Annotated in this window: 20 protein-coding genes and 1 other RNA gene; 17 read left to right on the top strand and 4 right to left on the bottom strand. The window is 64.7% G+C overall.

Features of this window, described 5'->3' with window-relative positions; genetic code table 11:
* Nucleotides 1-4 precede the first annotated feature (4 nt).
* The 16 genes from ccmC (at nucleotide 5) to RQH86_RS03115 (ending at nucleotide 16,366) form a co-directional block, all read left to right on the top strand.
* Nucleotides 5-754, top strand: a complete 750-nt coding sequence (ccmC, locus tag RQH86_RS03190; RefSeq protein WP_311238186.1) for a heme ABC transporter permease CcmC — start codon at nucleotides 5-7, stop codon at nucleotides 752-754.
* Complete coding sequence (locus tag RQH86_RS03185; protein ID WP_055852123.1) at nucleotides 751-921, top strand: heme exporter protein CcmD; 171 nt, start codon at nucleotides 751-753, stop codon at nucleotides 919-921. Before ccmC ends, RQH86_RS03185 begins: the two co-directional genes overlap by 4 nt.
* The gene (gene ccmE, locus RQH86_RS03180) at nucleotides 918-1,376 is read left to right on the top strand and encodes a cytochrome c maturation protein CcmE (protein ID WP_311238185.1); all 459 of its coding nucleotides are present in this window, start codon (nucleotides 918-920) and stop codon (nucleotides 1,374-1,376) included. The genes RQH86_RS03185 and ccmE overlap by 4 nt, the downstream gene beginning before the upstream one ends.
* 324 nt (nucleotides 1,377-1,700) lie before the next feature.
* Nucleotides 1,701-3,638 carry a heme lyase CcmF/NrfE family subunit gene (locus tag RQH86_RS03175; protein ID WP_311238184.1) on the top strand — a complete coding sequence of 646 codons (1,938 nt, stop codon included), beginning with the start codon at nucleotides 1,701-1,703 and terminating at the stop codon, nucleotides 3,636-3,638.
* On the top strand, nucleotides 3,631-4,233 hold the full coding sequence (locus tag RQH86_RS03170) for a DsbE family thiol:disulfide interchange protein (protein ID WP_055852116.1): 603 nt from the start codon (nucleotides 3,631-3,633) through the stop codon (nucleotides 4,231-4,233). Before RQH86_RS03175 ends, RQH86_RS03170 begins: the two co-directional genes overlap by 8 nt.
* Nucleotides 4,230-4,664 carry a cytochrome c-type biogenesis protein gene (locus tag RQH86_RS03165; protein WP_055852113.1) on the top strand — a complete coding sequence of 145 codons (435 nt, stop codon included), beginning with the start codon at nucleotides 4,230-4,232 and terminating at the stop codon, nucleotides 4,662-4,664. Before RQH86_RS03170 ends, RQH86_RS03165 begins: the two co-directional genes overlap by 4 nt.
* Nucleotides 4,664-5,671, top strand: coding sequence for a tetratricopeptide repeat protein (locus RQH86_RS03160; protein WP_311238183.1), 1,008 nt, complete (start codon nucleotides 4,664-4,666; stop codon nucleotides 5,669-5,671). The genes RQH86_RS03165 and RQH86_RS03160 overlap by 1 nt, the downstream gene beginning before the upstream one ends.
* An 890-nt stretch (nucleotides 5,672-6,561) precedes the next feature.
* The gene (locus RQH86_RS03155; protein WP_055846540.1) at nucleotides 6,562-7,350 is read left to right on the top strand and encodes a flagellar brake protein; all 789 of its coding nucleotides are present in this window, start codon (nucleotides 6,562-6,564) and stop codon (nucleotides 7,348-7,350) included.
* Nucleotides 7,351-7,471: 121 nt separating this feature from the next.
* The gene (locus tag RQH86_RS03150; protein WP_011037040.1) at nucleotides 7,472-7,957 is read left to right on the top strand and encodes a chemotaxis protein CheW; all 486 of its coding nucleotides are present in this window, start codon (nucleotides 7,472-7,474) and stop codon (nucleotides 7,955-7,957) included.
* Nucleotides 7,958-8,270: 313 nt separating this feature from the next.
* On the top strand, nucleotides 8,271-8,654 hold the full coding sequence (locus RQH86_RS03145; protein WP_005993867.1) for a hypothetical protein: 384 nt from the start codon (nucleotides 8,271-8,273) through the stop codon (nucleotides 8,652-8,654).
* Between the two features lie 82 nt (nucleotides 8,655-8,736).
* On the top strand, nucleotides 8,737-11,115 hold the full coding sequence (locus RQH86_RS03140; RefSeq protein WP_311239797.1) for a methyl-accepting chemotaxis protein: 2,379 nt from the start codon (nucleotides 8,737-8,739) through the stop codon (nucleotides 11,113-11,115).
* A 53-nt stretch (nucleotides 11,116-11,168) separates the two neighbouring features.
* Nucleotides 11,169-11,244, top strand: a non-coding RNA gene (locus RQH86_RS03135) — sX9 sRNA.
* A 219-nt stretch (nucleotides 11,245-11,463) separates the two neighbouring features.
* Nucleotides 11,464-12,330 (top strand): CheR family methyltransferase, encoded by an 867-nt coding sequence (locus tag RQH86_RS03130; RefSeq protein ID WP_055846534.1) that lies wholly within the window; start codon nucleotides 11,464-11,466, stop codon nucleotides 12,328-12,330.
* Nucleotides 12,327-12,923, top strand: a complete 597-nt coding sequence (gene cheD, locus RQH86_RS03125; RefSeq protein ID WP_005993860.1) for a chemoreceptor glutamine deamidase CheD — start codon at nucleotides 12,327-12,329, stop codon at nucleotides 12,921-12,923. The genes RQH86_RS03130 and cheD overlap by 4 nt, the downstream gene beginning before the upstream one ends.
* On the top strand, nucleotides 12,920-13,996 hold the full coding sequence (locus RQH86_RS03120; protein WP_115553662.1) for a chemotaxis response regulator protein-glutamate methylesterase: 1,077 nt from the start codon (nucleotides 12,920-12,922) through the stop codon (nucleotides 13,994-13,996). The genes cheD and RQH86_RS03120 overlap by 4 nt, the downstream gene beginning before the upstream one ends.
* 6 nt (nucleotides 13,997-14,002) lie before the next feature.
* On the top strand, nucleotides 14,003-16,366 hold the full coding sequence (locus RQH86_RS03115) for an EAL domain-containing protein (protein WP_311239798.1): 2,364 nt from the start codon (nucleotides 14,003-14,005) through the stop codon (nucleotides 16,364-16,366).
* A 524-nt stretch (nucleotides 16,367-16,890) separates the two neighbouring features.
* Here the strand turns inward: RQH86_RS03115 and RQH86_RS03110 are convergent.
* The 4 genes from RQH86_RS03110 to RQH86_RS03095 form a co-directional block, all read right to left on the bottom strand.
* The gene (locus tag RQH86_RS03110; protein ID WP_311239799.1) at nucleotides 16,891-17,706 is read right to left on the bottom strand and encodes an alpha/beta fold hydrolase; all 816 of its coding nucleotides are present in this window, start codon (nucleotides 17,704-17,706) and stop codon (nucleotides 16,891-16,893) included.
* A 193-nt stretch (nucleotides 17,707-17,899) separates the two neighbouring features.
* A complete protein-coding gene (gene acnB / locus RQH86_RS03105; protein WP_311239800.1) occupies nucleotides 17,900-20,491 on the bottom strand; it encodes a bifunctional aconitate hydratase 2/2-methylisocitrate dehydratase in 2,592 nt (863 codons plus the stop codon).
* 65 nt (nucleotides 20,492-20,556) lie between these two features.
* A complete protein-coding gene (locus RQH86_RS03100) occupies nucleotides 20,557-20,967 on the bottom strand; it encodes a type II toxin-antitoxin system VapC family toxin (protein ID WP_011259444.1) in 411 nt (136 codons plus the stop codon).
* Nucleotides 20,964-21,212, bottom strand: coding sequence for an AbrB/MazE/SpoVT family DNA-binding domain-containing protein (locus RQH86_RS03095; protein WP_016903180.1), 249 nt, complete (start codon nucleotides 21,210-21,212; stop codon nucleotides 20,964-20,966). The genes RQH86_RS03100 and RQH86_RS03095 overlap by 4 nt, the downstream gene beginning before the upstream one ends.
* A gap of 147 nt (nucleotides 21,213-21,359) precedes the next feature.
* On the opposite strand from RQH86_RS03095, the gene acnA reads away from it, so the two are divergent.
* Nucleotides 21,360-24,128 (top strand): aconitate hydratase AcnA, encoded by a 2,769-nt coding sequence (gene acnA, locus RQH86_RS03090; protein WP_115558962.1) that lies wholly within the window; start codon nucleotides 21,360-21,362, stop codon nucleotides 24,126-24,128.
* Nucleotides 24,129-24,284: the final 156 nt, after the last annotated feature.

Genomic DNA, 24,284 nt, shown 5'->3' with positions numbered 1-24,284 from the left:
TCGCATGAACGTCGTCGTCCGCTGGTTCCACCAAGTCGCCTCACCTCCGATCTTCGACCGATTTACCGCGCGCTGGGCGCCGTGGTGCTACGCGCTGGCGACATTGCTGCTGGGCGCAGGCATGTGGCAGGCGCTGTTTGCGGTGCCGGCCGACTACCAGCAAGGCGACAGCTTCCGCATTCTCTACATCCATGTGCCGAGCGCGTGGATGAGCTTGTTCGTGTTCGGGCTGATGGCGGTGTATGCGGCGATCGCGCTGATCTGGCGCATCAAGGTGTGCGAGATCCTGGCGATGGCATGTGCACCGATCGGCGCGGCATTCACCGTGATCACGTTGCTCACCGGCAGCATCTGGGGCAAGCCGATGTGGGGCGCCTGGTGGGACTGGGACCCGCGCCTGACCACCGAACTGATTCTGCTGTTCTTGTATCTGGGCGTGATCGGCCTGTATCACGCCATCGACGACCGTCGTCAGGCGGCACGCGCGGCCGCGTTACTGGCGATCGTCGGCGTGGCGCTGCTGCCGGTGATCCGCTATTCAGTGGTGTGGTGGAACTCGCTGCATCAGGGTCAGAGCATTCGGCTGCTCGGCCCGTCCACCATCGATGCCAGCATGCTGCTGCCGCTGTGGTTGATGGTGATCGGCACCAAGTTCTGGTTCGCCGGGTCGCTGCTCACCCGCGCGCGCGCCGACAACCTGCGCCGCGAGGCCGGCAAGGCCTGGATCGTGCGCGATGCCGAGGGCGCGGCATGAGCTATCTGCCTTACGTGATCGCCGCCTACGCGGTGTTTGTGCTGGTGCTGCTGTGGGACCTGATCGCCGGCCGCTGGCAAGTGCGTCGTGCGCTGAAGATCGCGCAAGCGCGCCGCCTGCGCGAGCGCAAGCGCACGGTGCCCAGCGATGCGGAGCTGACCCGATGAACCCGCAACGTCGCCGCCGGCTGTGGCTGGTGCTGGCGCTGGTGCTGGCCGCTGGTCTTGCGACCACGCTGGTGGCGATGGCCTTGCAGCGCAACGTGGCGTATCTGTACACGCCGTCGGAGGTATTGCGCGGCGATGCCGGCGACCACGCCAGGTTCCGGCTCGGCGGCATGGTCGAAAAAGGCTCGTTCAAACGCGCCTCCGGTTCGCTGGAAGCGCAGTTCCGCGTCACCGACGGCGATGCGCAGCTGGCGGTGCGTTATGACCGCATCCTGCCGGACCTGTTCCGCGAGGGTCAGGCCGTGGTCGCCACCGGTCGTATGCAGCAAGGCGTGTTCGTGGCCGAAGACGTGCTGGCCAAACACGATGAAACCTATATGCCGAAGGAAGTCGCCGACAAGATGGGTAGCGCGCATCGCAAGCACCAGGTGGCCCCAGCCAAGGTGACGCAGTGACGGTCGGAATCAGTGGCGGCAGACCGGATCACCGGCAAGCGCAGGCAAGTGAGAGCCCTGACCTCGGCGCGGATCGTGCCGCGTTGACGGCTTACCCGTCTTTGATCCTGTCGCTCCAGTTCCGCCAGGCAGCACGCCGCCGCGCGGCCGCGCACACCAAGCAACCTGGCACCGCGAGATTGGCGCTGCGTGTTCCGACAAAGCGTCTCAGCACGACTGGAAACACGTGTTCCGGTAACGCCCCTGTGTCCGGCCTGCTCCGGTTTTTGATTGCCGGTTCGCGGCAGCGGTCTACGAATCTTTGCTCCCAATCCCGAGTTCCCCATGCTTCCTGAGCTCGGCACCTTTCTGTTGGTCCTCGCCCTGCTGGTCGCGCTGGTGCAGGCCGCATTGCCGCTGGCTGGCGCGCAGCGCGGGCGCCGCAGCTGGATGGCGGTGGCGCGCCCGGCAGCATTGATGCAGCTGGGCCTGATCGCCGCGGCCTTCGCGCTGTTGACGCATGCGTTCTTGGTGCAGGACTTTTCGGTGCGCTATGTCGCCGAAAATTCCAACAGCCTGTTGCCGGTGATCTACCGCTACTCGGCGGTGTGGGGTGCGCACGAAGGCTCGCTGCTGCTGTGGACGCTGGTGCTGGCGCTGTGGACCGGCGCGGTGGCAGTGTGGTCGCGGCAGTTGCCGGCGCAGGTGATCGCGCGCGTGCTGGGGGTGATGGCACTGATCAGCATCGGCTTCCTGGCGTTTTTGTTGTTTACCTCCAATCCGTTCGCGCGGCTGCTGCCGGTGCCGCTGGAAGGCGCCGACCTCAATCCGCTGCTGCAGGACCCGGGGCTGATCATCCATCCGCCGATGCTGTATTGCGGCTACGTCGGCTTTGCGGTGCCGTTCGCCTTTGCCATCGCCGCGCTGCTGGAAGGCCGCATGGATGCGCGCTGGCTGCGCTGGACGCGGCCGTGGACGAATGTGGCGTGGTCGATGCTCACCGTGGGCATCGCACTGGGCAGCTGGTGGGCGTATTACGAACTGGGCTGGGGCGGTTGGTGGTTCTGGGACCCGGTGGAAAACGCCAGTTTCATGCCGTGGCTAGTCGGCACCGCGTTGCTGCATTCGCAGGCGGTCACCGAAAAACGCGGCAGCTTCGCCAGCTGGACCTTGTTGCTGGCGATTGCGGCGTTTGCGTTGTCGTTGCTGGGGACTTTTCTGGTGCGCTCGGGCGTGCTGACCAGCGTGCATTCGTTCGCTGCCGACCCGTCGCGCGGGCTGTTCATCCTGGTGTTTCTGCTGATCGTGGTCGGTGGCGCATTGCTGCTGTACGTTCTGCGCGCGCCTGGCATGTCCGCCGGCAACGACCCCCGCCGCGCGTTTGCCGGCAGCTCGCGCGAAACCTTGCTGCTGTTGAACAACCTGCTGCTCACCTGCGCCTGCGCGATGGTGCTGCTGGGCACGCTGTATCCATTGCTGGCCGATGCGCTGGGCCTGGGCAAGCTGTCGGTCGGCCCGCCCTACTTCGGCACCTTGTTTGTGGTGTTGATGGCCCCCCTGGTGGCGTTGCTGCCGTTCGGCCCGCTCACCCGCTGGCAGCGTGAGCAGGCGTCGCGGCCGCTGGCGATGCTGGCACCGTGGGCAGGCCTGGCGCTTGCCGCAGGCGTGCTGGCCTGGTTTATGGCGCCGCAAGGCCAGCTCAAAGCCGCCATCGGCGTGGCCGGCGCGGCGTGGGTGATGCTTGGCACGGCGCGCTTTCTGTGGACCCGCCGCGCAGCCAAGGGGCGCAAGTTCACTGCCGAAATGCTGGGCATGGTGCTGGCGCATCTTGGCGTTGCGGTGTTTTTGGCCGGTGCCTTGCTGGTGGAGTCGCTAAGCCTGCAACGCGAAGTCGCGCTGGCACCGGGCCAGCAGGTGCAGATCGGCCGCTACGCACTGCACTTCGACACCGTGGAAGAACTGCGCGGGCCCAACTACGTCTCCGACCGCGCCAACCTGCAGGTGTTCAAGGACGATGCGCCGGTGGGCGTGCTGCATGCAGAAAAACGGCGCTATGCCAGCGGCGGGCAGACCTTGACCGAGGCGGCGATCCGCCCCGGCCCGTTCGGCGACCTGTATGTCGCGCTTGGCGAACCGCTGGGCAATCAGGCCTGGGCGGTGCGCGTCCACCTCAAACCGTTTGTCCGCTGGATCTGGCTGGGGGCGTTGCTGATGGCGCTCGGTGGCCTGGTCACCGCGGCCGACCGGCGTTTTCGTCGTTCTCCGGAGATCCAAGATGGTTGAGTCACGTTCGCCCCGTTTGCCCACTGCCGTACTCGTGGGGGCCATCGTGTTGCTGCTCGCACTTGCAGCGCTGCTGGTCTACGCGGTGGTGCGCTCCGGTCAGGGCGATCGCGATGCCCTGCCCTCGGCCCTGATCGGCAAACCGGCGCCGGAGTTCGCGCTGCCGCTGCTGCACGACCCCAGCATCGTGGTGCATGCGCGCGAGCTACGCGGGGCCCCGTACATCATCAACGTGTGGGGCAGCTGGTGCCCGGCCTGCCGCGAAGAACACCCGGTATTGAGTCGCTTTGCGCTGACCAAGCGCGTGCGCGTGATCGGCTACAACTGGAAGGACGAGCGCGCCGATGCCTTGCGCTGGCTTGAGCAGCTGGGCAACCCGTATCTGCTGGTGGTCGCAGACAAGGACGGGCGCACCGCCATCGACTTCGGCATCGCTGCCGCGCCGGAAACCTTTCTGGTCGACGGGCGCGGCGTGGTGCGCTGGAAATACAGCGGCATGCTCACCCAGTCCATCATCGACACCCAGTTGATTCCGATGCTGAGCAAGATCGAGCGCTCGCCCACCGCCGCACCGGACCTGCACGCCCCCCAATGATGCGCGCCTGGCTGCTCACGCTGCTGCTATTGCCCTGGCTGGCCCTGGCCCAGCCGGTCGGCGATCCGTCACCGCTGCAATACCGCTCGGCGGCCGAAGAAGCGCGCTTCCATGCGCTGACCGCCGAGCTGCGTTGCGTGCAGTGCCAGAACCAGTCGCTGGCCGATTCCAACGCGCAGATTGCGCAGGACCTGCGCCGCGAGGTACTGGCCTTGATGCACGAAGGCCGCAGCGATGCGCAGATCCGGCAGTTTCTGGTCGCCCGCTATGGCGAGTTCGTGCTGTATCGCCCGCAGGTGGAATCGCGCACCTGGCTGCTGTGGTTCGGCCCGTTGCTGGTGTTGCTGCTGGGCGGGGTGGTGGTGATGGTTGTGGTGCGTCGACGCAGCGCTGCGGCGCCCGCGTTGCCCGCCGATGAGCAGGAGTGGTGATGGTCGGCTTTGTCCTTGCGGTTGCGGTAGTCGCGCTGCTCGCCTTCGGCGTGGCGCTGCGCCCGCTGTGGCGCGAAACCCGCGCCCTGACGGCCAGCGTTGCTTTGCTGTTGCTGGCTGCAAGCGCGGCGCTGTACTGGCTGGTCGGCACACCGTCGGCGATCGAACAGGTGGCCGACCGCCCGGCCACGCCACGCACCCTGGACGAAGCCATCGTGCAGCTGCGCAGCGCCCTGGCGCGCAACCCCGATCAGGCCGAAGGCTGGGTGTTGCTGGGGCGCTCATTGTCCAGCCAGCAGAAATTCGCCGAGGCCAGCGACGCGTTTGCGCGCGCGGTGGCGCTGCGCCCGGACGAGCCGGACGTGCTGGTGGCGGCCGCGCAGTCGCGCATGCTCTCCGACGACAGCGGCCGCCCGGACCCGGAGGCGATGCGTCTGCTCGAACACGCGCTGGTGGTGCAACCGGACCATCAACGCGCCCGCTGGTTTCTCGGCGTGGTGCAGCGTCAGGCAGGTCAACCAGCCAAGGCCAGCGCAACCTGGGAGCCGTTACTGAGCGTGGTCGACGCCGCCACCCGGCCCGGCCTGCTCGAACAAATCAACGCTGCGCGGCAAGAAGCCAAACTTGCGCCGCTGACACCCTCGCCCACCGCCGACACATCTGCCGGCAAACGCATCAGCGTGCGCGTGTCGCTGGATGCGGCGTTCGCGCAACGTGCCGGCCTGCCTGGCGACACCAGCGTATTCGTGATCGCACGCGCAGCTGGCACGCCGATGCCGGTTGCGGTGGAAAAGCACACGCTCAGCGAGCTGCCGTTGACCATCACCCTGGACGATGGCGACAGCCCGATGCCGACCCGTGCCCTGTCGTCGCTGGACACCGTGCAAGTGCTGGCGCGCTTGTCGCGCAGCGGCAATGCTATGCGCCAGGCCGACGATGTGGAGAGCGCGCCGGTGACGGTGGAGTTACCCGCCAAGGCGGACGTGGAGTTGGTGATCGGGCGCTGATTGCTCGCCACGTACAGCATTCCATGCCAGCGCCTGCGCACGACCATCTCGACTGGTCCTTGCCCGCTCACGGTCGCGGGACCTTACTCGGCATGGCTGCTGCGTAAAGCTCGCAGAGACTTACTTGCAGCGTGTCTTGCGATGGTGGGCAAGCAAGGCCCTGAAACGAAGCCGCAGCATCGAGGGCGCGGTGCCCTCGCCGCTCGCGGGACACGCCGTAAACCCATCCCTGGGGGCTCGATGGCGGCATCCATGCCGCCAACGGTCCCGCAATCGGCAAGGACACCGCACCAGATAGTTGGTCGGCAGTCGCGTGAAAAGCTGCTTGTCGCTCGGCATGCGTCGAAGGTCGGGCCGTTGCATCATGAGTCAACAAGCCTCATCACGCATGGCTCTTGACCAAGCACACCGACCGTCTGGACTGGTCCTTGTCCGCTCACCGTTGCAGGACCCTTGGCGGCATGGATGCCGCCACGGAGCTTACATGGACGTACTTGCAGCGTGTCCTGCGATGGTGAGCGGGCAAGGGCCCTGCAGCAAACGCAAAAACCTCGAGCGCGCGTTGCCCTCGCCGCTCGCGGGACACGTCGTGAACCCGTCCCCGGGGGACCATTGGCGGCATCCATGCCGCCAATGGTCCCGCAAGCGGCGAGGACACCGCACCAGGCAGGCGGCTGGCGGCCTTGCCGAAGAACGAAGACATCGCGCCCCAGAACCTCGATGGTTGCTGCGTTAAAAGTTCTGCACACCGCCCATCGCGACAGGTCATGAGCAGCGTCAGGCGTACGAGTTTTATCAGCGGCACTTAAAGATTTCGCTTTGCCGCCGATATCAAGGCGACGCCGGGACAACCCTCCGGGCTTCTTCCCGCTACCACTGTGCTTGTGCCCATGTCCCAAGGCGATACCTCAGAGTCAGAGCTGGACCACGACGATCACCTTGCAGAAGGTGACGAACGCTATCTGCTGCGCAACAAGCGGCAGATCCGTGGCTTGCTGCGCCAGCTGCTCGATCAACGCGCCGTGGTGACCATGCATGTGGCCGGCCGCGACATGGCCGTGCCTACCGCCGTGCTCGAAATCGATGAAGACGACGATTGCGTGATTCTGGACGGCAGCCACAACGACACCTCCAACCGTGCCATCGAAGATGCCAAGTACCTGCTCTGCTATGCGCAACTGGAGCGGGTCAACGTGCGTTTCCGGCTGGAAAAGGCCGAGCGCATCGAGCGCGACATCCACGTCGCCTTCCGCGCCGAGCTGCCGGACGCGATGTACCACATGCAACGCCGCGAATCGTACCGGCTGGAAACGCCGATCACCGACTCGCCCATGTGCATCATCCGCCAGGACGAATCCGAGGGCGGCAACCTCAATCTGCAGCTGCGCGTGATCGACATCAGCAGCGGCGGCCTGGCGGTGTCGCTCACCGCCGGAATGCCCTTGCTGGAGCCGCAACGCACCTATCGCGACTGCACGCTGCACCTGCCCGACGTCGCACCGATCGCCCTGCCGCTCACGGTGTGCAGCCAATACAAGCAGACTCTACCCAATGGCAGCGAAGGCTTCCGCGTCGGCCTGCAGTTCAGCGATCTGCCGCGTGGCGCTGACGAAACCATCCAGCGCTACATCTTTCGGGTCGACCGCCAGCGCAACGCGCGCAAGAGCGGCGTGTTCTGAACCCGCACGTACCACTTGGTCCACGCACCTAAAGTTGCCGAGCGCTGCGCCGATGTTGCTATGGCAGCCTTTTCAACCTAGTGCCGCAACCTGACACTCAGCCGCAACGCCCGGAGTTTTCATGAACGACAAAAGCACTGCCACCGGCACCGGTGGTGAATTCCTCAGCTTCGCTTTGGGCGAAGAACACTACGGCGTGGACATCCTGAAAGTGCAGGAAATCCGTGGCTACGATTCGGTCACCCGTCTGCCTGACGCGCCCGACTACATCAAGGGTGTGATCAACCTGCGCGGCACCATCGTGCCGGTGATCGACCTGCGCCTGAAGCTGCGCCTCAAGGAAGCGCGCTACGACGCGTTCACCGTGATGATCGTGCTCAACGTCGAAGACCGCGTGGTCGGCATCGTGGTGGACAGCGTCTCCGACGTCATCCCGCTCAATGACGACCAGATCCGCCCGACGCCCGAGTTCGGCGCCGCAGTGGATACCCGCTTCATCTCCGGCATCGGCACCCAGGACGATCGCATGCTGATCCTGCTGGATATCGAAACCCTGCTGGACAGCACCGAGCTGGGTCAGCAGCAGCTGGCTGAAGAAGCTGCCTGATTCACGGTGGTTGAGTGCGGCGACCTGCGGTCGTCAGAGGGATGCAGTGGTTGGCAAGCGTAGCGATGCAGCAGGTATGCATCGCCGCGTTTGAGCACCCGGCAGCCCTCTGACGGCCGCAGTGGTTTATGCCTAATGCGCATACCACCATCAGGTGTCGGGAGCGTCCTGACACGAGACGCACTGCTAGATAGAAGTGCGATGTGACTCACATTTTTTTACTTCAAGTTGAATCCCAGTTAGCCGATAGCTGAATAGAAGCCCGCGTTCATAAGCGGGTCACCGTTCGACTTTCGATTCTGGAGAATCCCCAATGAAGTTCCTGCTCTCGCTCCTCCCCGTTGCTGCTCTCGTGATCGTTGCCCCCACGCTGTCGGCTCAGTCGCAGGAAATGATTCCGCCGGAGATGGCCACCCGCTTCGTCGGCAAGGACGGCATGGTGTGCGGCAAGGTCGAAAAGGCCAAGTACGCACAGAGCTCGGAAGGCGAACCCACCTTCCTGTACATGGGCGGCATGTTCCCGCGTCACACCTTCTCGGCCCGCATCGACGGCGCCAACCGCGGCAAGTTCAGCTTTGCCCCGGAATCGTTGGAAGGCAAGGACGTCTGCGTCCTCGGCAAGATCCAGCGCGACAGCTCGCGCGCCGAAATCGAAGTCAGCTCCCCGGCCAGCCTGAAGCTCGCCACCATCAAGTAATCGTATCGCAGATCGCCACGCCCATGCGTGGCGATCTGCTATCTGGATTATGCGGACTGACTTCTACGGGGGAATCGTGTCAATGCAATGGATTAATAATCTGAAATTGATGCCGCGGCTGATGCTGGCGTTCGGCATCGTGCTGCTGATCATGCTGGTGCAGGGAATCATCGCGTATTCGGGCCTGGCATCGCTCAACAACGTGACGCGCGATCTGGCCGGCAACACCATGTCCAGCGTGCGCGAAGCCGGCGATCTGCGCGGCATGCTCGGCGAATACCGGAATGCGTCTTATCAAAATCTGGTGCGCGCCAGCGATGCGGTCAAGCAGGAAGCCAGGGTCCGCGCCAAGAAGCTCAACGGCGAAATCGAGGCAACGATCAAGGGCTATCCCCGCCTGATCGAAAGCCCGCAACAGAAAAAACTCTTCAACGTGTTCGTGGCCGACTGGAAGAAGGCCTCGGCCTCGTACGCCAGCGTCGATGAAATGATCGAGCTCAATCTCCCCGACGATGCCATCGACACCTTTGTCGGCGAGACCCGCACCCTGCACAACAAGGCCAAGGATTCGCTGGCAGCGTTGATCGCCGAGGACAATCTGCTGGCACAGGCGGCCAAGACCAAGGCCGAAAAGGTCCACGCAACCTCGGTCTCGCTGACCCTGGTGGTGTTGCTGATCGGCATTGCCGGTGGCCTGGGCTTGGCATTCCTGTTTGCCCGTTCCATCGTGCGCAGCATGCGCGGCGCGGTGAGCACCGCTACCGAAATCGCTGGCGGCAAGCTGGATGGCCAGATCAATGCGCACGGCAAGGACGAAGTGGGCGAACTGATGCGCTCCATGCAGCGCATGCAGCGCGATCTGAAAGAGCGCATCGAACGCGATCAGAAAGTCGCCGACGAGAACCTGCGCATCCGCACCGCGCTGGACAAGTCGTCCACCGGCACCTTCATCACCGATCCCGACCGCGTCATGATCTACGCCAACGATGCCTTCAAGAAGATCGTGACGCAGTACGAAAGCAGCATCCGTCTGGCATCGCCCGAGTTCGATGCGAGCAAGGTCATCGGTCAGCACATCAGCTACCTGGGCCTGTCGGACGCGACCGTGCGCAAGGCCGTTGCTGCGCTCGAACGCGATGGTGTCACCAGCTTCGAAGAGCGCTTCGGCGAAGTCGTGCTGGCGCAGACCGTCACCGGTATCAAGAACGAGCAAGGCGAAACCACCGGCGAAGTCTGCGAATGGCGCGACCGCACCATCGAAGTCCAGGTTGAAGAAGAAGTCGCCCGCATCGTGCGTGCCGCTGCCAGCGGCGACATGAGCGGCCGCGTCGAAACCGACGGCAAGCAGGGCTTCTTCCTGCAGTTGGCGCAGCAGCTCAACGGCTTGCTGGATGCCAATGCCGGCAGCCTGGAGCAGATCTCTGCGCTGTTGTCTGCGCTGTCGCGCGGCGACCTGACCGTGCGCATGCAAGGGCAGTTCAGCGGCGTGTTCGCGCAGATGCGTGACGATGCCAATGCCACCGCCGAGCAACTGGCCGATATCGTCGGTCGCATCAAGCTCTCCTCCAGTGCGATCAACTCGGCAGCCGGCGAAATCGCCTCGGGCAACAGCGATCTGTCGCACCGCACCGAACAGCAAGCCGCGAACCTGGAAGAGACCGCTGCCTCGATGGAAGAGCTCACTTCCACCGTCAAGCAGAATGCCGAAAGCGCACGTCAGGCCAATCAGCTGGCCATCGGCGCCACCGGTGTGGCCTCGCAGGGCGGCGACGTGGTGTCGCAGGTGGTCACCACCATGTCCGGCATCGAAGCCTCGTCCAAGAAGATCGCCGACATCATCTCGGTCATCGACGGCATCGCCTTCCAGACCAATATTTTGGCCTTGAATGCAGCGGTGGAAGCGGCACGTGCCGGTGAGCAAGGCCGCGGGTTTGCGGTGGTCGCCTCGGAAGTGCGCACGCTGGCACAGCGTTCGGCCGGCGCCGCCAAGGAGATCAAGGGCTTGATCGACGACTCCGTGCACAAGGTCGCCGAAGGCTCTGCGCTGGTGCGCAAGGCCGGTGCGACGATGGCTGAGATCGTTGCCAGCGTGCAGCGCGTCACCGACATCATGGGCGAAATTTCTGCCGCCTCGCAGGAACAGTCGGCCGGCATCGAGCAGGTCAACCAGACCATCACCCAGATGGACGAAACCACCCAGCAAAACGCAGCCCTGGTGGAAGAAGCCACTGCCGCCGCCCGCTCGATGGAAGAGCAGGCCGGTCATCTGGCCGAAGCGGTGTCGGTGTTCAAGCTGGACGAATCGGCAGCGGTTGCACAAGCGCGTGTGCGCCCGGTGGCCTCGCGTCCGGTTGCGGTCAAGACCGCGGCCAAGCCAGCCGTGCGGACAGCCGCAGCACCGTCGGCGCGATCTGCCAAGCCGCAGGCCGCACTGGCCGACGGTAACTGGCAAGAGTTCTAAGAGCAGCCAACAGAAGGGCTATGCAGGCGCCCGCTGGGCGCGGCCGATGCGGCAGGTACCACGCGGACACTCCGCTTCCTCCGCGCCGTCCGCAGCCACCGGACGACTGCTCGCTACGTTCTGGTAACCGCTCCAAGTCACCGCTGTCACCCACAACGCCCCGGCACTGCCGGGGCGTTGTGTTTCTGCCTCTCGCAACGACAGGCAGCCTCCACCCCGCCGCGTCGTCGCTGCACGCCGCCGCACCGCAGCATTGCTGTGACACCGAGCCCAACCGCAGTCATCGATGGATTGGTGCTTCAGTTGCACGGCTACATGGCCGATACCACGTTATAGCTCCCGACGTGTATGGATATGACGACTACGACTCCCGCTTCAGACACGCGCGAATTCGATTTTGGCGACCGCGACTTCAAGCGCGTTTGCGACCTGATTTACCAACGCGTCGGTATCTCGCTGGCACCGGCCAAGCGCGACATGGTGTATGGCCGCCTGTCGCGCCGCCTGCGCGTGCTCGGGCTGCGCTCGTTTCGCGAGTACATCGACCAGCTGGAAGCCGGCAACGACGAAGAAGAATGGCAGGCGTTCACCAACGCCCTGACCACCAATCTGACCTCGTTCTTCCGCGAGCCGCATCACTTCGACAAATTGCGCGAAGAACTGCAGAAACGCGCCTCGCAGGCGCCGCTGAAGATCTGGTCGTGCGCCGCATCCACCGGTGAGGAGCCCTACTCCATCGCCATCACCGCCTGCGAGGCGTTCGGCACACTGACCCCGCCGGTGAGCATCGTTGCCACCGACGTCGACACCCAGGTGCTGGAAACCGCCTCGCGCGGCGTCTACGCCATCGACCGCGTCGCCTCGCTGGATGCGGCGATCAAGCGCAAGTATTTCCAGCGCGGCAGCGGCCCCAACGAAGGCAAGTGCCGGGTGATTCCTGCGCTGCGCCAACTCATCGAATACCGCCAGTTGAATCTGCTGTCGCCGCGTTACGACGTCGGCGGCCCGTATGCGGCGCTGTTTTGCCGCAACGTGATGATCTATTTCGACAAACCGACCCAGCGCGGCATCCTGTCGCGTCTGGTCAGCCACATGGGCGACGACGGTCTGCTCTACACCGGGCACTCGGAGAATTACCTGCACGCAGCCGATCTGATCCAGCCGTGCGGGCGCACGCTGTATCGGCGCGCTCCGCGTTCGGGAGCCTCTGCATGAGTACCGCCGTGCAAGTCGACGACGTGATGCGCTACCGCGATTCGCGGTTCCAGACCATTACCGCCAAGCTGCTGCCCACTCAATATCTGGTGGTGGACGACGACACCGCGTTGACGACCACCTTGGGATCGTGCGTTGCGGCCTGCTTGCGCGACCCGGTGCTCAAGATCGGCGGCATGAATCACTTTCTGCTGCCCGAGGGACAGGTCGGCGACGGTGCACCGGCGCGCTACGGCAGTTATGCGATGGAGTTGCTGATCAACGACATGCTCAAGCGCGGCGCGCATCGCAAACGCATCGAAGCCAAGGTCTTCGGCGGCGCCAACGTGCTCAAGGGCTTCACCAGCAACCCGGTCGGCACCCGCAACGCCGAGTTCGTGCGCCAGTACCTGCAAGCCGAACACATCCCCATCATTGCCGAAGATCTGTGCGGCATCCATCCGCGCAAGGTGTGGTTCTTTCCGACGACCGGCCGGGTAGTCGTGCAGCGTTTGCCGCATGCGCACGAAGCCGAAGTCGCCGCCACAGAATCGGCCGTGCGCGCCCGTCTGTCCAAAGCACCGGTCACCGGTGGAGTGGAGTTGTTCGAATGACGCTGGAAACTCCCGTACGTGTACTCATCGTCGACGACTCGGCGGTGGTCCGTCAGATGCTCACCGAAATCCTCTCGCGCGATCCGGGCATCGAAGTCATCGGCTCGGCCGCCGACCCGATCCTGGCGCGCGAAAAGATCAAACGCCTCAATCCGGACGTGATCACGCTGGACGTGGAAATGCCGCGCATGGACGGCCTGGTGTTTCTGGAAAACCTGATGCGCCTGCGCCCGACGCCGGTGGTGATGATTTCCTCGCTCACCGAGCGCGGTGCCGACACCACCTTGCAGGCCTTGTCGCTGGGTGCGGTGGACTTCGTGTCCAAGCCCAAGATCGACGTCGTGCGTGGACTGGAAGGCTATGCCGAAGAAATCGTCAGCAAGGTCAAGATGGCCGCCAAGGCCAAGGTCAGTGCACTGCATCGCCCCAGCACGCCCAAGCTCACCCTGGACATGCAATCGGCACCGGTTCCGGGCAGTGCGCTGCGCTTCCGCACCACCGACCGCCTGATCGCCATCGGCGCTTCTGCCGGCGGCACCGAAGCGCTGCGCGTGGTGCTCGAACACATGCCTGCCGATGCACCGGCGGTGGTGATGACCCAGCATCTGCCGGCCAGCTTCAGCACCGCATTCGCCGAGCGCCTCAATCGCCACTCGGCGATGTCGGTGCGCGAAGCCAGCGACGGCGAAGCCATTCTGCCCGGCCACGCTTATCTGCCGCCGGGCGGCCAGCACCTGCGCATCATTCGCGACGGTGCGCGTTGGCGCTGCCGTATCGACGACGGCCCGCCGGTCAATCGCCACAAGCCCGCGGTGGACGTGCTGTTCCGCTCGGTCGCCGCCAACGCCGGGCCGAATGCGGTCGGCGCCATCCTCACCGGCATGGGCGACGACGGTGCGCGCGGCCTGCTGGAAATGCTGCAGGCCGGCGCCCCCACACTGGTACAGGACGAAGCCAGCAGCGTGGTGTGGGGCATGCCCGGCGCCGCCTACAAGCTGGGCGCCGCGCAGGAAGTGGTTCCGCTGGACCGTGTTGCCGAACGCCTGATCGCATTGTCGGCACAAGCGCGCTGATCGCCCATGCGCGCCCTGCCCCCGCATCCGACCGATCTGCCGCCGCACGACGGCGCACCGGACACCGACGCCAACACGGCGACGGATGCGTGGGCGACAGCGGAACTGGTCGGCGATACGTCGTCGGTTACCGCATTCGACCATGCGCGCACGCCGATCAAGCACGGCCCGCTCACGGCCGGCATGGCCAAGCCCGGCGAAGCGCCGGATGACCGTCGTTCGCGCTTGCTGGCCGAAGCGCTGGATGGCAGCAGTAGTGCCATCCTCATCTGCGATCTGCAATCGCGCCTGCTCTACGCCAACGATGGCTTCCAGCGCATGTTCGGCTACACCGAAGCCGAGCTGGTCGGCCAGCGCCCGTCGGATGTGTTGACCCGTGCGCAGAGCGACCAAGGCGAGGTTGCGCGCATCCGCGATCGCGCCGATGCCCTGCAGCAAACCCGTGCCGACTTGCTGGTCTATCGCAAGGACGGCTCGCCGTTGTGGATCTCGCTCAACTTCAATCCGATCTACGACGCCAAACACAATCCGTCGCATTACGTGGCGGTGCTGACCGACATTACCGACACCAAGATGCACGAAGTGCTGCAGCACCGCGTGCTGGAAGCGCTGGTGCAGGAGCGCCCGCTGATCGAGGTGATGACGCTGATCTGCACCGAGGTCGAACGCATCGCACCGGAAGTGTTGGCGACTGTCATGAGCGCCGACAACCAGGGCTGCCTGCATTCGCTGGCCGCGCCGAGTCTGCCGCCCGAGTATGCCGACGCCGTCAGCGGCCTGAAGATCGGCCCCGGTGCAGGTGCCTGCGGCACCGCTGCCTGGCGCGGCCGTGCGGTGATGGTGGAAGACATCGCCACCGACCCGTTGTTTACCGCCTACCGCGACCAGTTGATGCCGATGGGTCTGCGCGCCTGCTGGAGCACCCCGATCCGCGCCAATAGCTCGCGCGTGCTCGGCACCTTTGCGCTGTACTACCGCAAGCCGCAACGTGCCGATGCCTGGCACGTACGGCTGACCGAACTGTGCCAACAGCTGTGCACGCTGGCACTGGAGCGCGAGCAGATCCGTCAACGCGTGCATCAGCTCGCGTTCTACGACGCGCTGACCGGCCTGCCCAACCGCATCATGTTCAGCGCACGCGCCGAGCAGGCGCTGACCCAGGCCGAATACGCTGCCGAACCGGTCGCGTTGATGTTCATCAACATCGACCGTTTCAAGCTGATCAACGACAGTCAGGGCCATTCTGCCGGCGATGGTCTGTTGCGCGACATCGCGCTGCGCGTCGGCGACCAACTTGCCGCCACCGCCATGCTGGCACGCGTGGCCGGCGACGAATTCGCACTGGCCCTGCCGCAATGCAGCGCCGAGCAGGCCAGCGCCGCGGCCGAACGCGTGCTGGGCACCATCGCCGGCCCGCTGTCGGTAGGCCACATGACCGTGCACCCATCGGCCAGCATCGGCGTGGCGATGTTTCCCGAAGACGGGCGCGACATCAACATCCTGCTGCGGCATGCCGACCTGGCGATGAATCGCGCCAAGAAGGAAGGCGGCGGACGCTTCCGTTTCTTCAGCTCCGACATGAATCGCATGGCGCAAGAGCGCGTGGCGCTGGAAGCGGAACTGCGCCAGGCCATCGGTCGCGATCAACTGCAGCTGCATTACCAGCCGCAACTGCATAGCGCCGCCCCGCACGCGCTGTACGGCGTGGAAGCGTTGCTGCGTTGGAATCATCCGCAACTCGGCGCCATTTCGCCGGCACGGTTTCTGCCGGTCGCCGAAGAGCAAGGCATGATGCCCCAGCTCAACGCCTGGGTCCTGCGGCGCGCCTGCGAACAAGTGGCCGACTGGCGCAGTCGCGGCATTCCGGTCACGCGCGTGTCGGTTAATCTGTCGGCCAGCGGCTTCGAAAGCCCGCGCATGCTCCCCGACCTGCTTGGGCTGATCGCCGACACCGGCGTGCAAGCCTCCGACCTCACCCTGGAATTGACCGAAAGCGTGATGCTGTCCGGGCAACCGGGCGTGTTGGAGAACCTGCATGCCATCCGCGAAGCCGGCATCTCGTTATCGCTGGACGACTTCGGCACCGGCTATTCCAGCCTGAGCCATCTGCACCGCCTACCGATCGACGAACTCAAACTGGACATGAGCTTCGTACGCGATATCGAACACAGCGAAGACGCACGCGCGCTCACCACCTCGGTGCTGCGCATCGGCGAGCATCTGCGCAAGCACGTCGTCGCCGAAGGCGTCGAAAACGAAGCACAGCGCCTGTTCCTGGCCGACCTGGGCTGCGAAGTTCTGCAGGGCTACCTGTTCTCGCGGCCCCTCCCGGCCCCGGCACTGGAAGCCTGGCTAGGCGCGCAACCGTAACCACACAACATCCAGACGACTGCAGGCCTTGGACGAACGCAGCGCATAGACGGCTGCAGCGCTTACAAGCCCCTCTCCCTACGGGAGAGGGGTTGGGGTGAGGGTACGGCCACCCACAAATCCCGCCGAAACCCTACCCTCATCCGCCCTACGGGCACCTTCTCCCGACGGGAGAAGGAAAGCAGCTGCCGGCACTGGAAGCCTGGCTAGGCGCGCAACCATAACAACGCAACGTCAAGACGACTGCAGGCCTTAGACGACCGCAGCGCGTAGACAACTGCAGCGCTTACAAGCCCCTCTCCCCCCGGGAGAGGGGTTGGGTTGAGGGTACGGCCACCCACGAATCCCGCCGAAACTCTCCCCTCATCCACCCTATCGGCACCTTCTCCCGACGGGAGAAGGAAACACATCTGAAGCTCCCGACGGGAGAAGCCAAGCAGCGATAAGCCATCTCACCCTATCGAAGAGGCCTTGGGGGTAAGGGCACACGCGTCATTCCACGCACACCCTCCCCCGCTCCGACCTCACAACAAGGTGCGTTTGAACCACCCGAGCAACTGCGCATTGACGAACGCCGGATTCTCCAGCGATGCGATATGCCCGGCATCGGGCACCAGTTCGTAATCGCAGCAGATCGCTTCGGCCATCATCCACAGCTCTTCCGGCGGCCGCGCAATATCCGCGTCGCCACCAAGCAGGAAGGTGTTGGCAGGATCCAGCGCAGACATGGCATCCAGTCGATCGGCACGTCCGAAGATCAGGCGGCCAAGCGGCACGATCGATGCGCGCAGCTGCTCGGCCGTCATCGCCGCCAGGCGCTGCGCGAACGCGGCCGGCAATGCCGAGGTCAGGTCGATGCCGGGGCGGAAGAAGATCGGCACGATCGCCTCGATCAGCGCAGGCGTCACCTGCCCGGCCGCTTCGATCGCATCCAGCATGCCGAAGTAGCGCGCACGCGTGGCCGGCGGCTCGGCGCCCAGGAAGGTGTCCATCAACACCAGGCTGCGCACGCGCTCCGGCGCCATCAAAGCAAGCTCGGCGCCCCACATGCCGCCCACCGACAGGCCCACCACCGCGCACTGCGACAGCTCCAACGCGTCCAGCAGGCCAAGCATCTGCCGGGCAAGATCGTCGATTCCCTGCGTGCCTTGCGGCAGTTCGCCCGACTGCCCATGGCCCCACAGCTCGGGAACGATCACCTGGTAGTGCTGCGAAAGGGCCTGGATCTGCGGCTCCCACATCGCCGCGTCCCACAGGTAGCTGTGGCCGAGCAGGATCGGAAAACCTTGACCGTGCTGGGTGTAATGGAGTGTTTGACCTGCGATCGTGCAAGAAGGCATCGGCATCGACATAAATGGGAGGGCGGCGGAACTCTAGACCTCTTCACATCAGAAATTTGTTGCAGTGCGGCAAGCGGTTTAACTGCGATTTGTTTTGACGCACGTCACGCTCTACGCGAAGCGAAGTCATTGCCCGATAAACGAAAAACGCCCGGCATTGCCGGGCGTTTTAAGGTCCATCCAATCCGCTGGATCAGGCCGCGACGGTATCCGCAACGTCCTGATATTCCTGGATCTGATCGAAGTTCATGTAGCGGTAGATCTGGTCGCCACTGGTCTTGATCACGCCCACATCGGCCATGTACTCCTCCTTGGTCGGAATCCGGCCCAGGCGCGAGCAGATCGCCGCCAGTTCCGCCGAGCCCAGGTACACATTGGTGTTGCGGCCCAGACGGTTGGGGAAGTTACGCGTAGAGGTGGAGAACACCGTGGCGCCCTCGCGAGCCTGCGCCTGGTTGCCCATGCACAGCGAGCAGCCCGGCATCTCCATGCGCGCGCCGGCTGCGCCGAAGGTGCCGTAATGGCCTTCCTTGGTCAGCTCGGAGGCATCCATCTTGGTCGGCGGTGCCACCCACAGGCGGGTCGGGATGTCGCGCTTGCCTTCCAGCAGCTTGGCCGCGGCACGGAAGTGACCGATGTTGGTCATGCACGAACCGATGAACACTTCGTCGATCGCCGCACCGGCTACGTCGGACAGCGTCTTGACGTCGTCCGGGTCGTTCGGGCACGCCACGATCGGCTCGTGGATGTCGGCCAGGTCGATCTCGATGACCGCGGCATATTCGGCATCGGCATCGGGCTGCAGCAGCTGCGGGTCGGCCAGCCACTCTTCCATCTTCTTGATGCGGCGGCCCAGGGTGCGCGCGTCGGCATAGCCTTCGGCGATCATCCAGCGCAGCAGGGTGATGTTGCTGGTCAGGTATTCGATGATCGGGGCCTTGTCCAGGTGCACGCTGCAACCGGCCGCCGAACGCTCGGCCGAGGCATCGGACAGTTCGAACGCCTGCTCCACCTTCAGATTCGGCAAGCCTTCGATTTCCAGGATGCGGCCGGAGAAGATGTTCTTCTTGCCCTGCTTGGCCACGGTCAGCAGACCGTCCTTGATCGCATACAGCGGGATCGCGTTGACCAGATCGCGCAGGGTCACGCCCGGCTGCATCTCACCCTTGAAACGCACCAGCACGCTCTCGGGCATGTCCAGCGGCATCACCCCGGTGGCGGCGGCGAACGCCACCAGGCCGGAGCCGGCCGGGAACGAGATACCGATCGGGAAACGCGTGTGCGAGTCGCCGCCGGTGCCCACGGTGTCGGGCAGCAGCATGCGATTGAGCCAGCTGTGGATCACGCCATCTCCCGGACGCAGCGACACGCCGCCACGGGTGGAGATGAATTCCGGCAGCGTGTGGTGGGTCTTGACGTCCACCGGCTTGGGGTAAGCGGCAGTGTGGCAGAACGACTGCATCACCAGGTCGGCGGAGAAGCCCAGGCAGGCCAGGTCCTTCAGCTCGTCGCGGGTCATCGGGCCGGTGGTGTCCTGCGAACCCACCGAGGTCATCTTCGGCTCGCAATAGGTGCCCGGGCGCATGCCCTGGCCTTCCGGCAAGCCACAGGCGCGGCCGACCATCTTCTGTGCCAGCGAGAAGCCCTTGCCGGTGTCCGGCGGGTCCATCGGCAGGCGGAACAGATCCGAGGTCGGCAGGCCCAGGAATTCGCGCGCCTTGGCGGTGAGGCCGCGGCCCACGATCAGCGGAATGCGGCCACCGGCGCGCACTTCGTCGAACAGCACGTCCGACTTCATCGCGAACTCGGCAATCACCTGCCCGTTCTTCAGCGCCTTGCCGTCATACGGACGCAGCTCGACCACGTCGCCGTGCTCCATCTGCGACACGTCCAGCTCGATCGGCAGCGCACCGGCGTCTTCCATGGTGTTGTAGAAGATCGGGGCGATCTTGCTACCCAGGCACACGCCGCCGAAGCGCTTGTTGGGGATGTACGGAATGTCCTCGCCGGTCCACCACAGCACCGAGTTGGTCGCCGACTTGCGCGAAGAACCGGTGCCGACCACGTCGCCCACATAGGCCACCAGATGGCCCTTGTCCTTGAGGTCGGCAATGGCCTGGATCGGGCCACGCTTGCCGTCTTCTTCCGGCACGAACGCCGCGCCTTCGCGGGTGTTCTTCAGCATCGCCAGCGCGTGCAGCGGGATGTCCGGGCGGGTGGTCGCATCCGGCGCCGGCGACAGGTCGTCGGTGTTGGTTTCGCCCGGCACCTTGAACACGGTGACGGTCATGCTTTGCGGCACTTCCGGCTTGCTGGTGAACCACTCGGCATCGGCCCAGCTCTGCAGCACGGACTTGGCGTGCGCGTTGCCGGCGTCGGCCTTTTCCTGCACGTCATGGAACGCATCGAATACCAGCAAGGTGTGCTTGAGCGCTTCGGCGGCGGTGGCACCCAGCTCGGCGTTGTCCAGCAGGTCGATCAGCGGCTGGATGTTGTAGCCGCCCAGCATGGTGCCCAGCAGCTCGGTCGCACGCGTGGGGCTGATCAGTGCGGTTTTCTCGGTACCGAAGGCCACGGCGGCCAGGTACGAGGCCTTGACCTTGGCGGCGTCGTCGACGCCGGCCGGCACGCGCTGGCTGAGCAGCTCGACCAAAAAGGCTTCTTCGCCGGCAGGCGGAGCCTTCAACAGTTCGATGACCTCGGCGGTCTGCTGCGCGGTCAGCGGCAGCGGCGGGATACCGAGCGCGGCGCGCTCTGCAACGTGGTGGCGATAGGCTTCCAACATGCGGGTTCTCCAAAAGGACAGCAGTGAATGTGTAAAAACGTCAGACGTGGATCAGAAGGCGTGGATCAGGCAACGGGCTTGGGGACGGTGATCTTCAAACCCTTGAAGTAGTCGCGGAAGAAGCCCTCGTCGCGGGTAATCAACCCATCGCACTGGAGCATCGCGTGGGCGCCGATCAGAAAATCCGCCACCACCCGCTCGCGCTTGCCGCCGCGTGCACGGAAGCGCTTGTTCATATGGCCGGCGCGCACCGCCGCCGCTTCCTGGGTGGCTTCGTAACGCACCCCGATCGAGGCCAGGGTTTCCATCAGGTCGACCTGGGTGTCCAGCATGGCCAGCACTTCGGCCACCACCGCGTCGCAGACCACGACCTCGTCGCGCGCCAGTGCATCGCCGATGCAGATTTCCGACACCTCGCCGTACACCGGGTCGCCGATGAGGATGTCCAGCAGCACCGAGGAATCCAGGGCGATCATGGGTCGAACGGGTCCCCGGGCGCACGGCCACGGATGGCGCGCATGGCTTCGTCGGTGCTGGTCAGGCCATCGACCAGCTTGAACTTGCCGCGCACCTTGCGCAGCGCTTCGCTGACATCTTTACGCAAGATGATGCGCCCACCATCGAGTTCGATCTTAAGGGTGGTGCCCTTGGTCAGGCCCAGGGCATCGCGCACGGCCTTGGGCAACGTGATCTGTCCACGTTCGGCAACGGTGGCTTCCATGAGCATGCTCCAGAAAGTATGCGCATATGATACGTACTTGGGCGGTCGTACTCAAGCGAGCAGATCGACTCGGACACACCGTGCGTACACACTGAACTGCTCAGAATAGGCCCCTACCTAAAGCCTTCGACGCCATAGGAGTGATGCATGAGCGATTCCTTTTCCACCCGCGCCTCATTTGAGGTCCACGGCAAGCGCTACGACTATTACAGCCTGCCCAAACTGGGCGAGCGATTCGATATCGCCCACCTGCCCTACTCGATGAAGATCCTGCTGGAGAATCTGCTCCGGCACGAGGACGGCGGTGTGACCGTCGGCAAGGACCATATTGAGGCAGTCGCCAAATGGGACCCCAAGGCCGAGCCTGAGATCGAAATCGCCTTCATGCCCGCGCGCGTGGTGCTGCAGGATTTCACCGGCGTGCCGTGCGTGGTCGACCTGGCCGCGATGCGCGATGCGGTGGTCAAGCTGGGCGGCGACGCCGACCAGATCAACCCGCAGATTCCCTCCGAACTGGTCATCGACCACTCGGTGCAGGTGGACGTGTTCGGCAAGCCCGACGCGCTCGACCTCAATGGCAAGATCGAATTCCAGCGTAACCAGGAACGCTACGGCTTCCTGCGCTGGGGCCAGAAAGCGTTCGAAAACTTCAAGGTGGTGCCGCCCAATACCGGCATCGTCCACCAGGTCAACCTGGAAAATCTCGCCCGCGTGGTGATGAGCGCGGACAAGGACGGCACCCTGGTCGCTTATCCCGACACCGTATTCGGCACCGACAGCCACACCACCATGATCAATGGCATCGGCGTGCTGGGCTGGGGCGTGGGTGGCATCGAAGCCGAGGCCGCGATGCTGGGCCAGCCGTCGTCGATGCTGATTCCGCAGGTGGTGGGCTTCAGGCTCACCGGCAAACTGCCCGAAGGCGCCACCGCCACCGATCTGGTGCTCACCGTCACCCAGATGCTGCGCAAGGCCGGTGTGGTGGGCAAGTTCGTCGAGTTCTTCGGCGAGGGCCTACAGCACCTGCCACTGGCCGACCGCGCCACCATCGGCAACATGGCACCGGAATACGGCGCCACCTGCGGCATCTTCCCGGTCGACGAAGAATCACTGACCTACCTGCGCCTGTCCGGCCGCAGCGAGGAGCAGATTGCGCTGGTGGAAGCCTACGCAAAGGCGCAGGGCTTGTGGCACGACGCCACCACCCCGCCTGCGCAGTACAGCGCCACGCTGGAACTGGACATGGGTGAGGTCAAGCCGTCGCTGGCCGGCCCCAAGCGTCCGCAGGACCGCGTGTTGCTGGAAGACATGCAGGCCAATTACCGCGAAAGCCTCAAGCCGTTCGCCGAGGCGCGCAGCAAGCGGCTGGGCGACATCAAACAGGAAGATCGCCTGAAGAACGAAGGCGGCGGAGGCACCGCAGTCGGCGCCAAGGCGGCCCATGCCGAAGGCGCGGCCGACAGCGGCGCAGGCTGGCAGCTGCGCGACGGCTCGGTGGTGATCGCTGCCATCACCTCGTGCACCAACACCTCCAACCCGGCAGTGATGCTCGGTGCCGGCCTGCTGGCACGCAACGCGGCCGCCAAGGGCTTGAAGGCGCAGCCGTGGGTCAAGACCTCGCTCGGGCCGGGCTCGCGCGTGGTCACCGATTATCTGAGCAAGGCCGGCGTGCTGGCCGACCTGGAAACGCTCGGCTTTTACGTGGTCGGCTACGGCTGCACCACCTGCATCGGCAACTCCGGCCCGCTGCCGGAAGACGTGTCCGCCGCGATTGCCAAAGACGATCTGGTCGTGGCCTCGGTGTTGTCGGGCAACCGCAACTTCGAAGGCCGCGTGCATCCCGAAGTCAAAATGAATTACTTGGCCTCGCCGCCGCTGGTCGTCGCCTATGCGATTGCCGGCACCACCGATATCGACCTCACCACCGAGCCGCTGGGCACCGGTAGCGACGGTCAGCCGGTGTACCTGCGCGACATCTGGCCGAGCAACAAGGAAATCGGCGACACAATCGCCGCGACCGTTGGCCCGGAGATGTTCAAGCAGAACTACGCCGATGTGTTCAAGGGCGATTCGCGCTGGAACACCATCGCCTCGCCCGATGGCGCGTTGTACGAATGGGATGCCGCATCCACCTATATCAAGAACCCGCCCTACTTCGATGGCATGACCATGCAGGTCGGTCATGTGGAGGACGTGCACGGCGCGCGCATCATGGGCCTGTTCGGCGACTCGATCACCACCGACCACATCTCCCCGGCCGGCAACATCAAGAAGGATTCGCCAGCTGGACGCTTCCTGCAGGAACGCGGCGTACAACCGGCCGACTTCAACAGCTACGGCAGCCGCCGCGGCAACGACGATGTGATGGTGCGCGGCACCTTCGCCAACATCCGCATCAAGAACCTGATGTTCGGTGGCGAAGAAGGCGGCAACACGCTGTATTACCCAGCAGCTGGCGGTCAGCCGGAAAAGCTGGCGATCTACGACGCGGCGGTGAAGTACAAGGCCGATGGCGTGCCGCTGGTGGTGCTGGCCGGCAAGGAATACGGCACCGGCTCCTCGCGCGACTGGGCGGCCAAGGGCACCAACCTGCTGGGCGTCAAGGCGGTGATCGCCGAAAGCTTCGAGCGCATCCATCGCTCCAACCTGGTCGGCATGGGCGTGCTGCCGCTGCAGTTCCTGGAAAACGAAAACGCTCAGACGCTGGGTCTGGATGGCTCCGAAGTCTTGGACATCACCGGCCTGCAGGACGGTGCCAGCCGTCGCGCCACCGTCGATGCCAAGAAGTCCGATGGCAGCGTCAAGCAGTTCCAGGTCAAGGTGCTGCTGCTGACGCCGAAGGAAGTGGAGTACTTCAAGCACGGCGGCTTGCTGCAGTACGTTCTGCGCCAGCTGGCTGCACGCAAGGCGGCGTGATCCTTAGCCGCTGACGCTGGACCGACATTCCCGCCGCTTGGCGGGAATGTCGTTTCTGGGTCCGGTGCGTTTGTAGCGGAGTGCGACGCATGCTGCGGGCAGTCGATGCAGTGCACGCGCTTGCCAGGTGGCAACGCATTCGTCTGCCGCGTCATC

Source organism: Xanthomonas sp. WCS2018Noco2-27 (assembly GCF_031843525.1).
Taxonomy (GTDB): Bacteria; Pseudomonadota; Gammaproteobacteria; order Xanthomonadales; family Xanthomonadaceae; genus Xanthomonas.
The sequence above is the reverse complement of the archived record's forward strand: the minus strand, read 5'-3'. Positions and strand labels throughout refer to the sequence as shown.

Excerpts from the sequence above, each read along its gene's own strand:
- acnB (WP_311239800.1), bottom strand. The coding sequence starts at position 20,491 with ATGTTGGAAGCCTATCGCCACCACGTTGCAGAGCGCGCCGCGCTCGGT.
- RQH86_RS03175 (WP_311238184.1), top strand. The coding sequence starts at position 1,701 with ATGCTTCCTGAGCTCGGCACCTTTCTGTTGGTCCTCGCCCTGCTGGTC.
- ccmC (WP_311238186.1), top strand. The coding sequence starts at position 5 with ATGAACGTCGTCGTCCGCTGGTTCCACCAAGTCGCCTCACCTCCGATC.
- RQH86_RS03170 (WP_055852116.1), top strand. The coding sequence starts at position 3,631 with ATGGTTGAGTCACGTTCGCCCCGTTTGCCCACTGCCGTACTCGTGGGG.
- RQH86_RS03145 (WP_005993867.1), top strand. The coding sequence starts at position 8,271 with ATGAAGTTCCTGCTCTCGCTCCTCCCCGTTGCTGCTCTCGTGATCGTT.
- RQH86_RS03155 (WP_055846540.1), top strand. The coding sequence starts at position 6,562 with ATGTCCCAAGGCGATACCTCAGAGTCAGAGCTGGACCACGACGATCAC.
- RQH86_RS03100 (WP_011259444.1), bottom strand. The coding sequence starts at position 20,967 with ATGATCGCCCTGGATTCCTCGGTGCTGCTGGACATCCTCATCGGCGAC.
- RQH86_RS03185 (WP_055852123.1), top strand. The coding sequence starts at position 751 with ATGAGCTATCTGCCTTACGTGATCGCCGCCTACGCGGTGTTTGTGCTG.
- RQH86_RS03120 (WP_115553662.1), top strand. The coding sequence starts at position 12,920 with ATGACGCTGGAAACTCCCGTACGTGTACTCATCGTCGACGACTCGGCG.
- RQH86_RS03130 (WP_055846534.1), top strand. The coding sequence starts at position 11,464 with ATGGATATGACGACTACGACTCCCGCTTCAGACACGCGCGAATTCGAT.
- RQH86_RS03110 (WP_311239799.1), bottom strand. The coding sequence starts at position 17,706 with ATGCCTTCTTGCACGATCGCAGGTCAAACACTCCATTACACCCAGCAC.
- RQH86_RS03095 (WP_016903180.1), bottom strand. The coding sequence starts at position 21,212 with ATGGAAGCCACCGTTGCCGAACGTGGACAGATCACGTTGCCCAAGGCC.
- RQH86_RS03160 (WP_311238183.1), top strand. The coding sequence starts at position 4,664 with ATGGTCGGCTTTGTCCTTGCGGTTGCGGTAGTCGCGCTGCTCGCCTTC.
- ccmE (WP_311238185.1), top strand. The coding sequence starts at position 918 with ATGAACCCGCAACGTCGCCGCCGGCTGTGGCTGGTGCTGGCGCTGGTG.
- RQH86_RS03115 (WP_311239798.1), top strand. The coding sequence starts at position 14,003 with ATGCGCGCCCTGCCCCCGCATCCGACCGATCTGCCGCCGCACGACGGC.
- RQH86_RS03150 (WP_011037040.1), top strand. The coding sequence starts at position 7,472 with ATGAACGACAAAAGCACTGCCACCGGCACCGGTGGTGAATTCCTCAGC.
- RQH86_RS03140 (WP_311239797.1), top strand. The coding sequence starts at position 8,737 with ATGCAATGGATTAATAATCTGAAATTGATGCCGCGGCTGATGCTGGCG.
- acnA (WP_115558962.1), top strand. The coding sequence starts at position 21,360 with ATGAGCGATTCCTTTTCCACCCGCGCCTCATTTGAGGTCCACGGCAAG.
- cheD (WP_005993860.1), top strand. The coding sequence starts at position 12,327 with ATGAGTACCGCCGTGCAAGTCGACGACGTGATGCGCTACCGCGATTCG.
- RQH86_RS03165 (WP_055852113.1), top strand. The coding sequence starts at position 4,230 with ATGATGCGCGCCTGGCTGCTCACGCTGCTGCTATTGCCCTGGCTGGCC.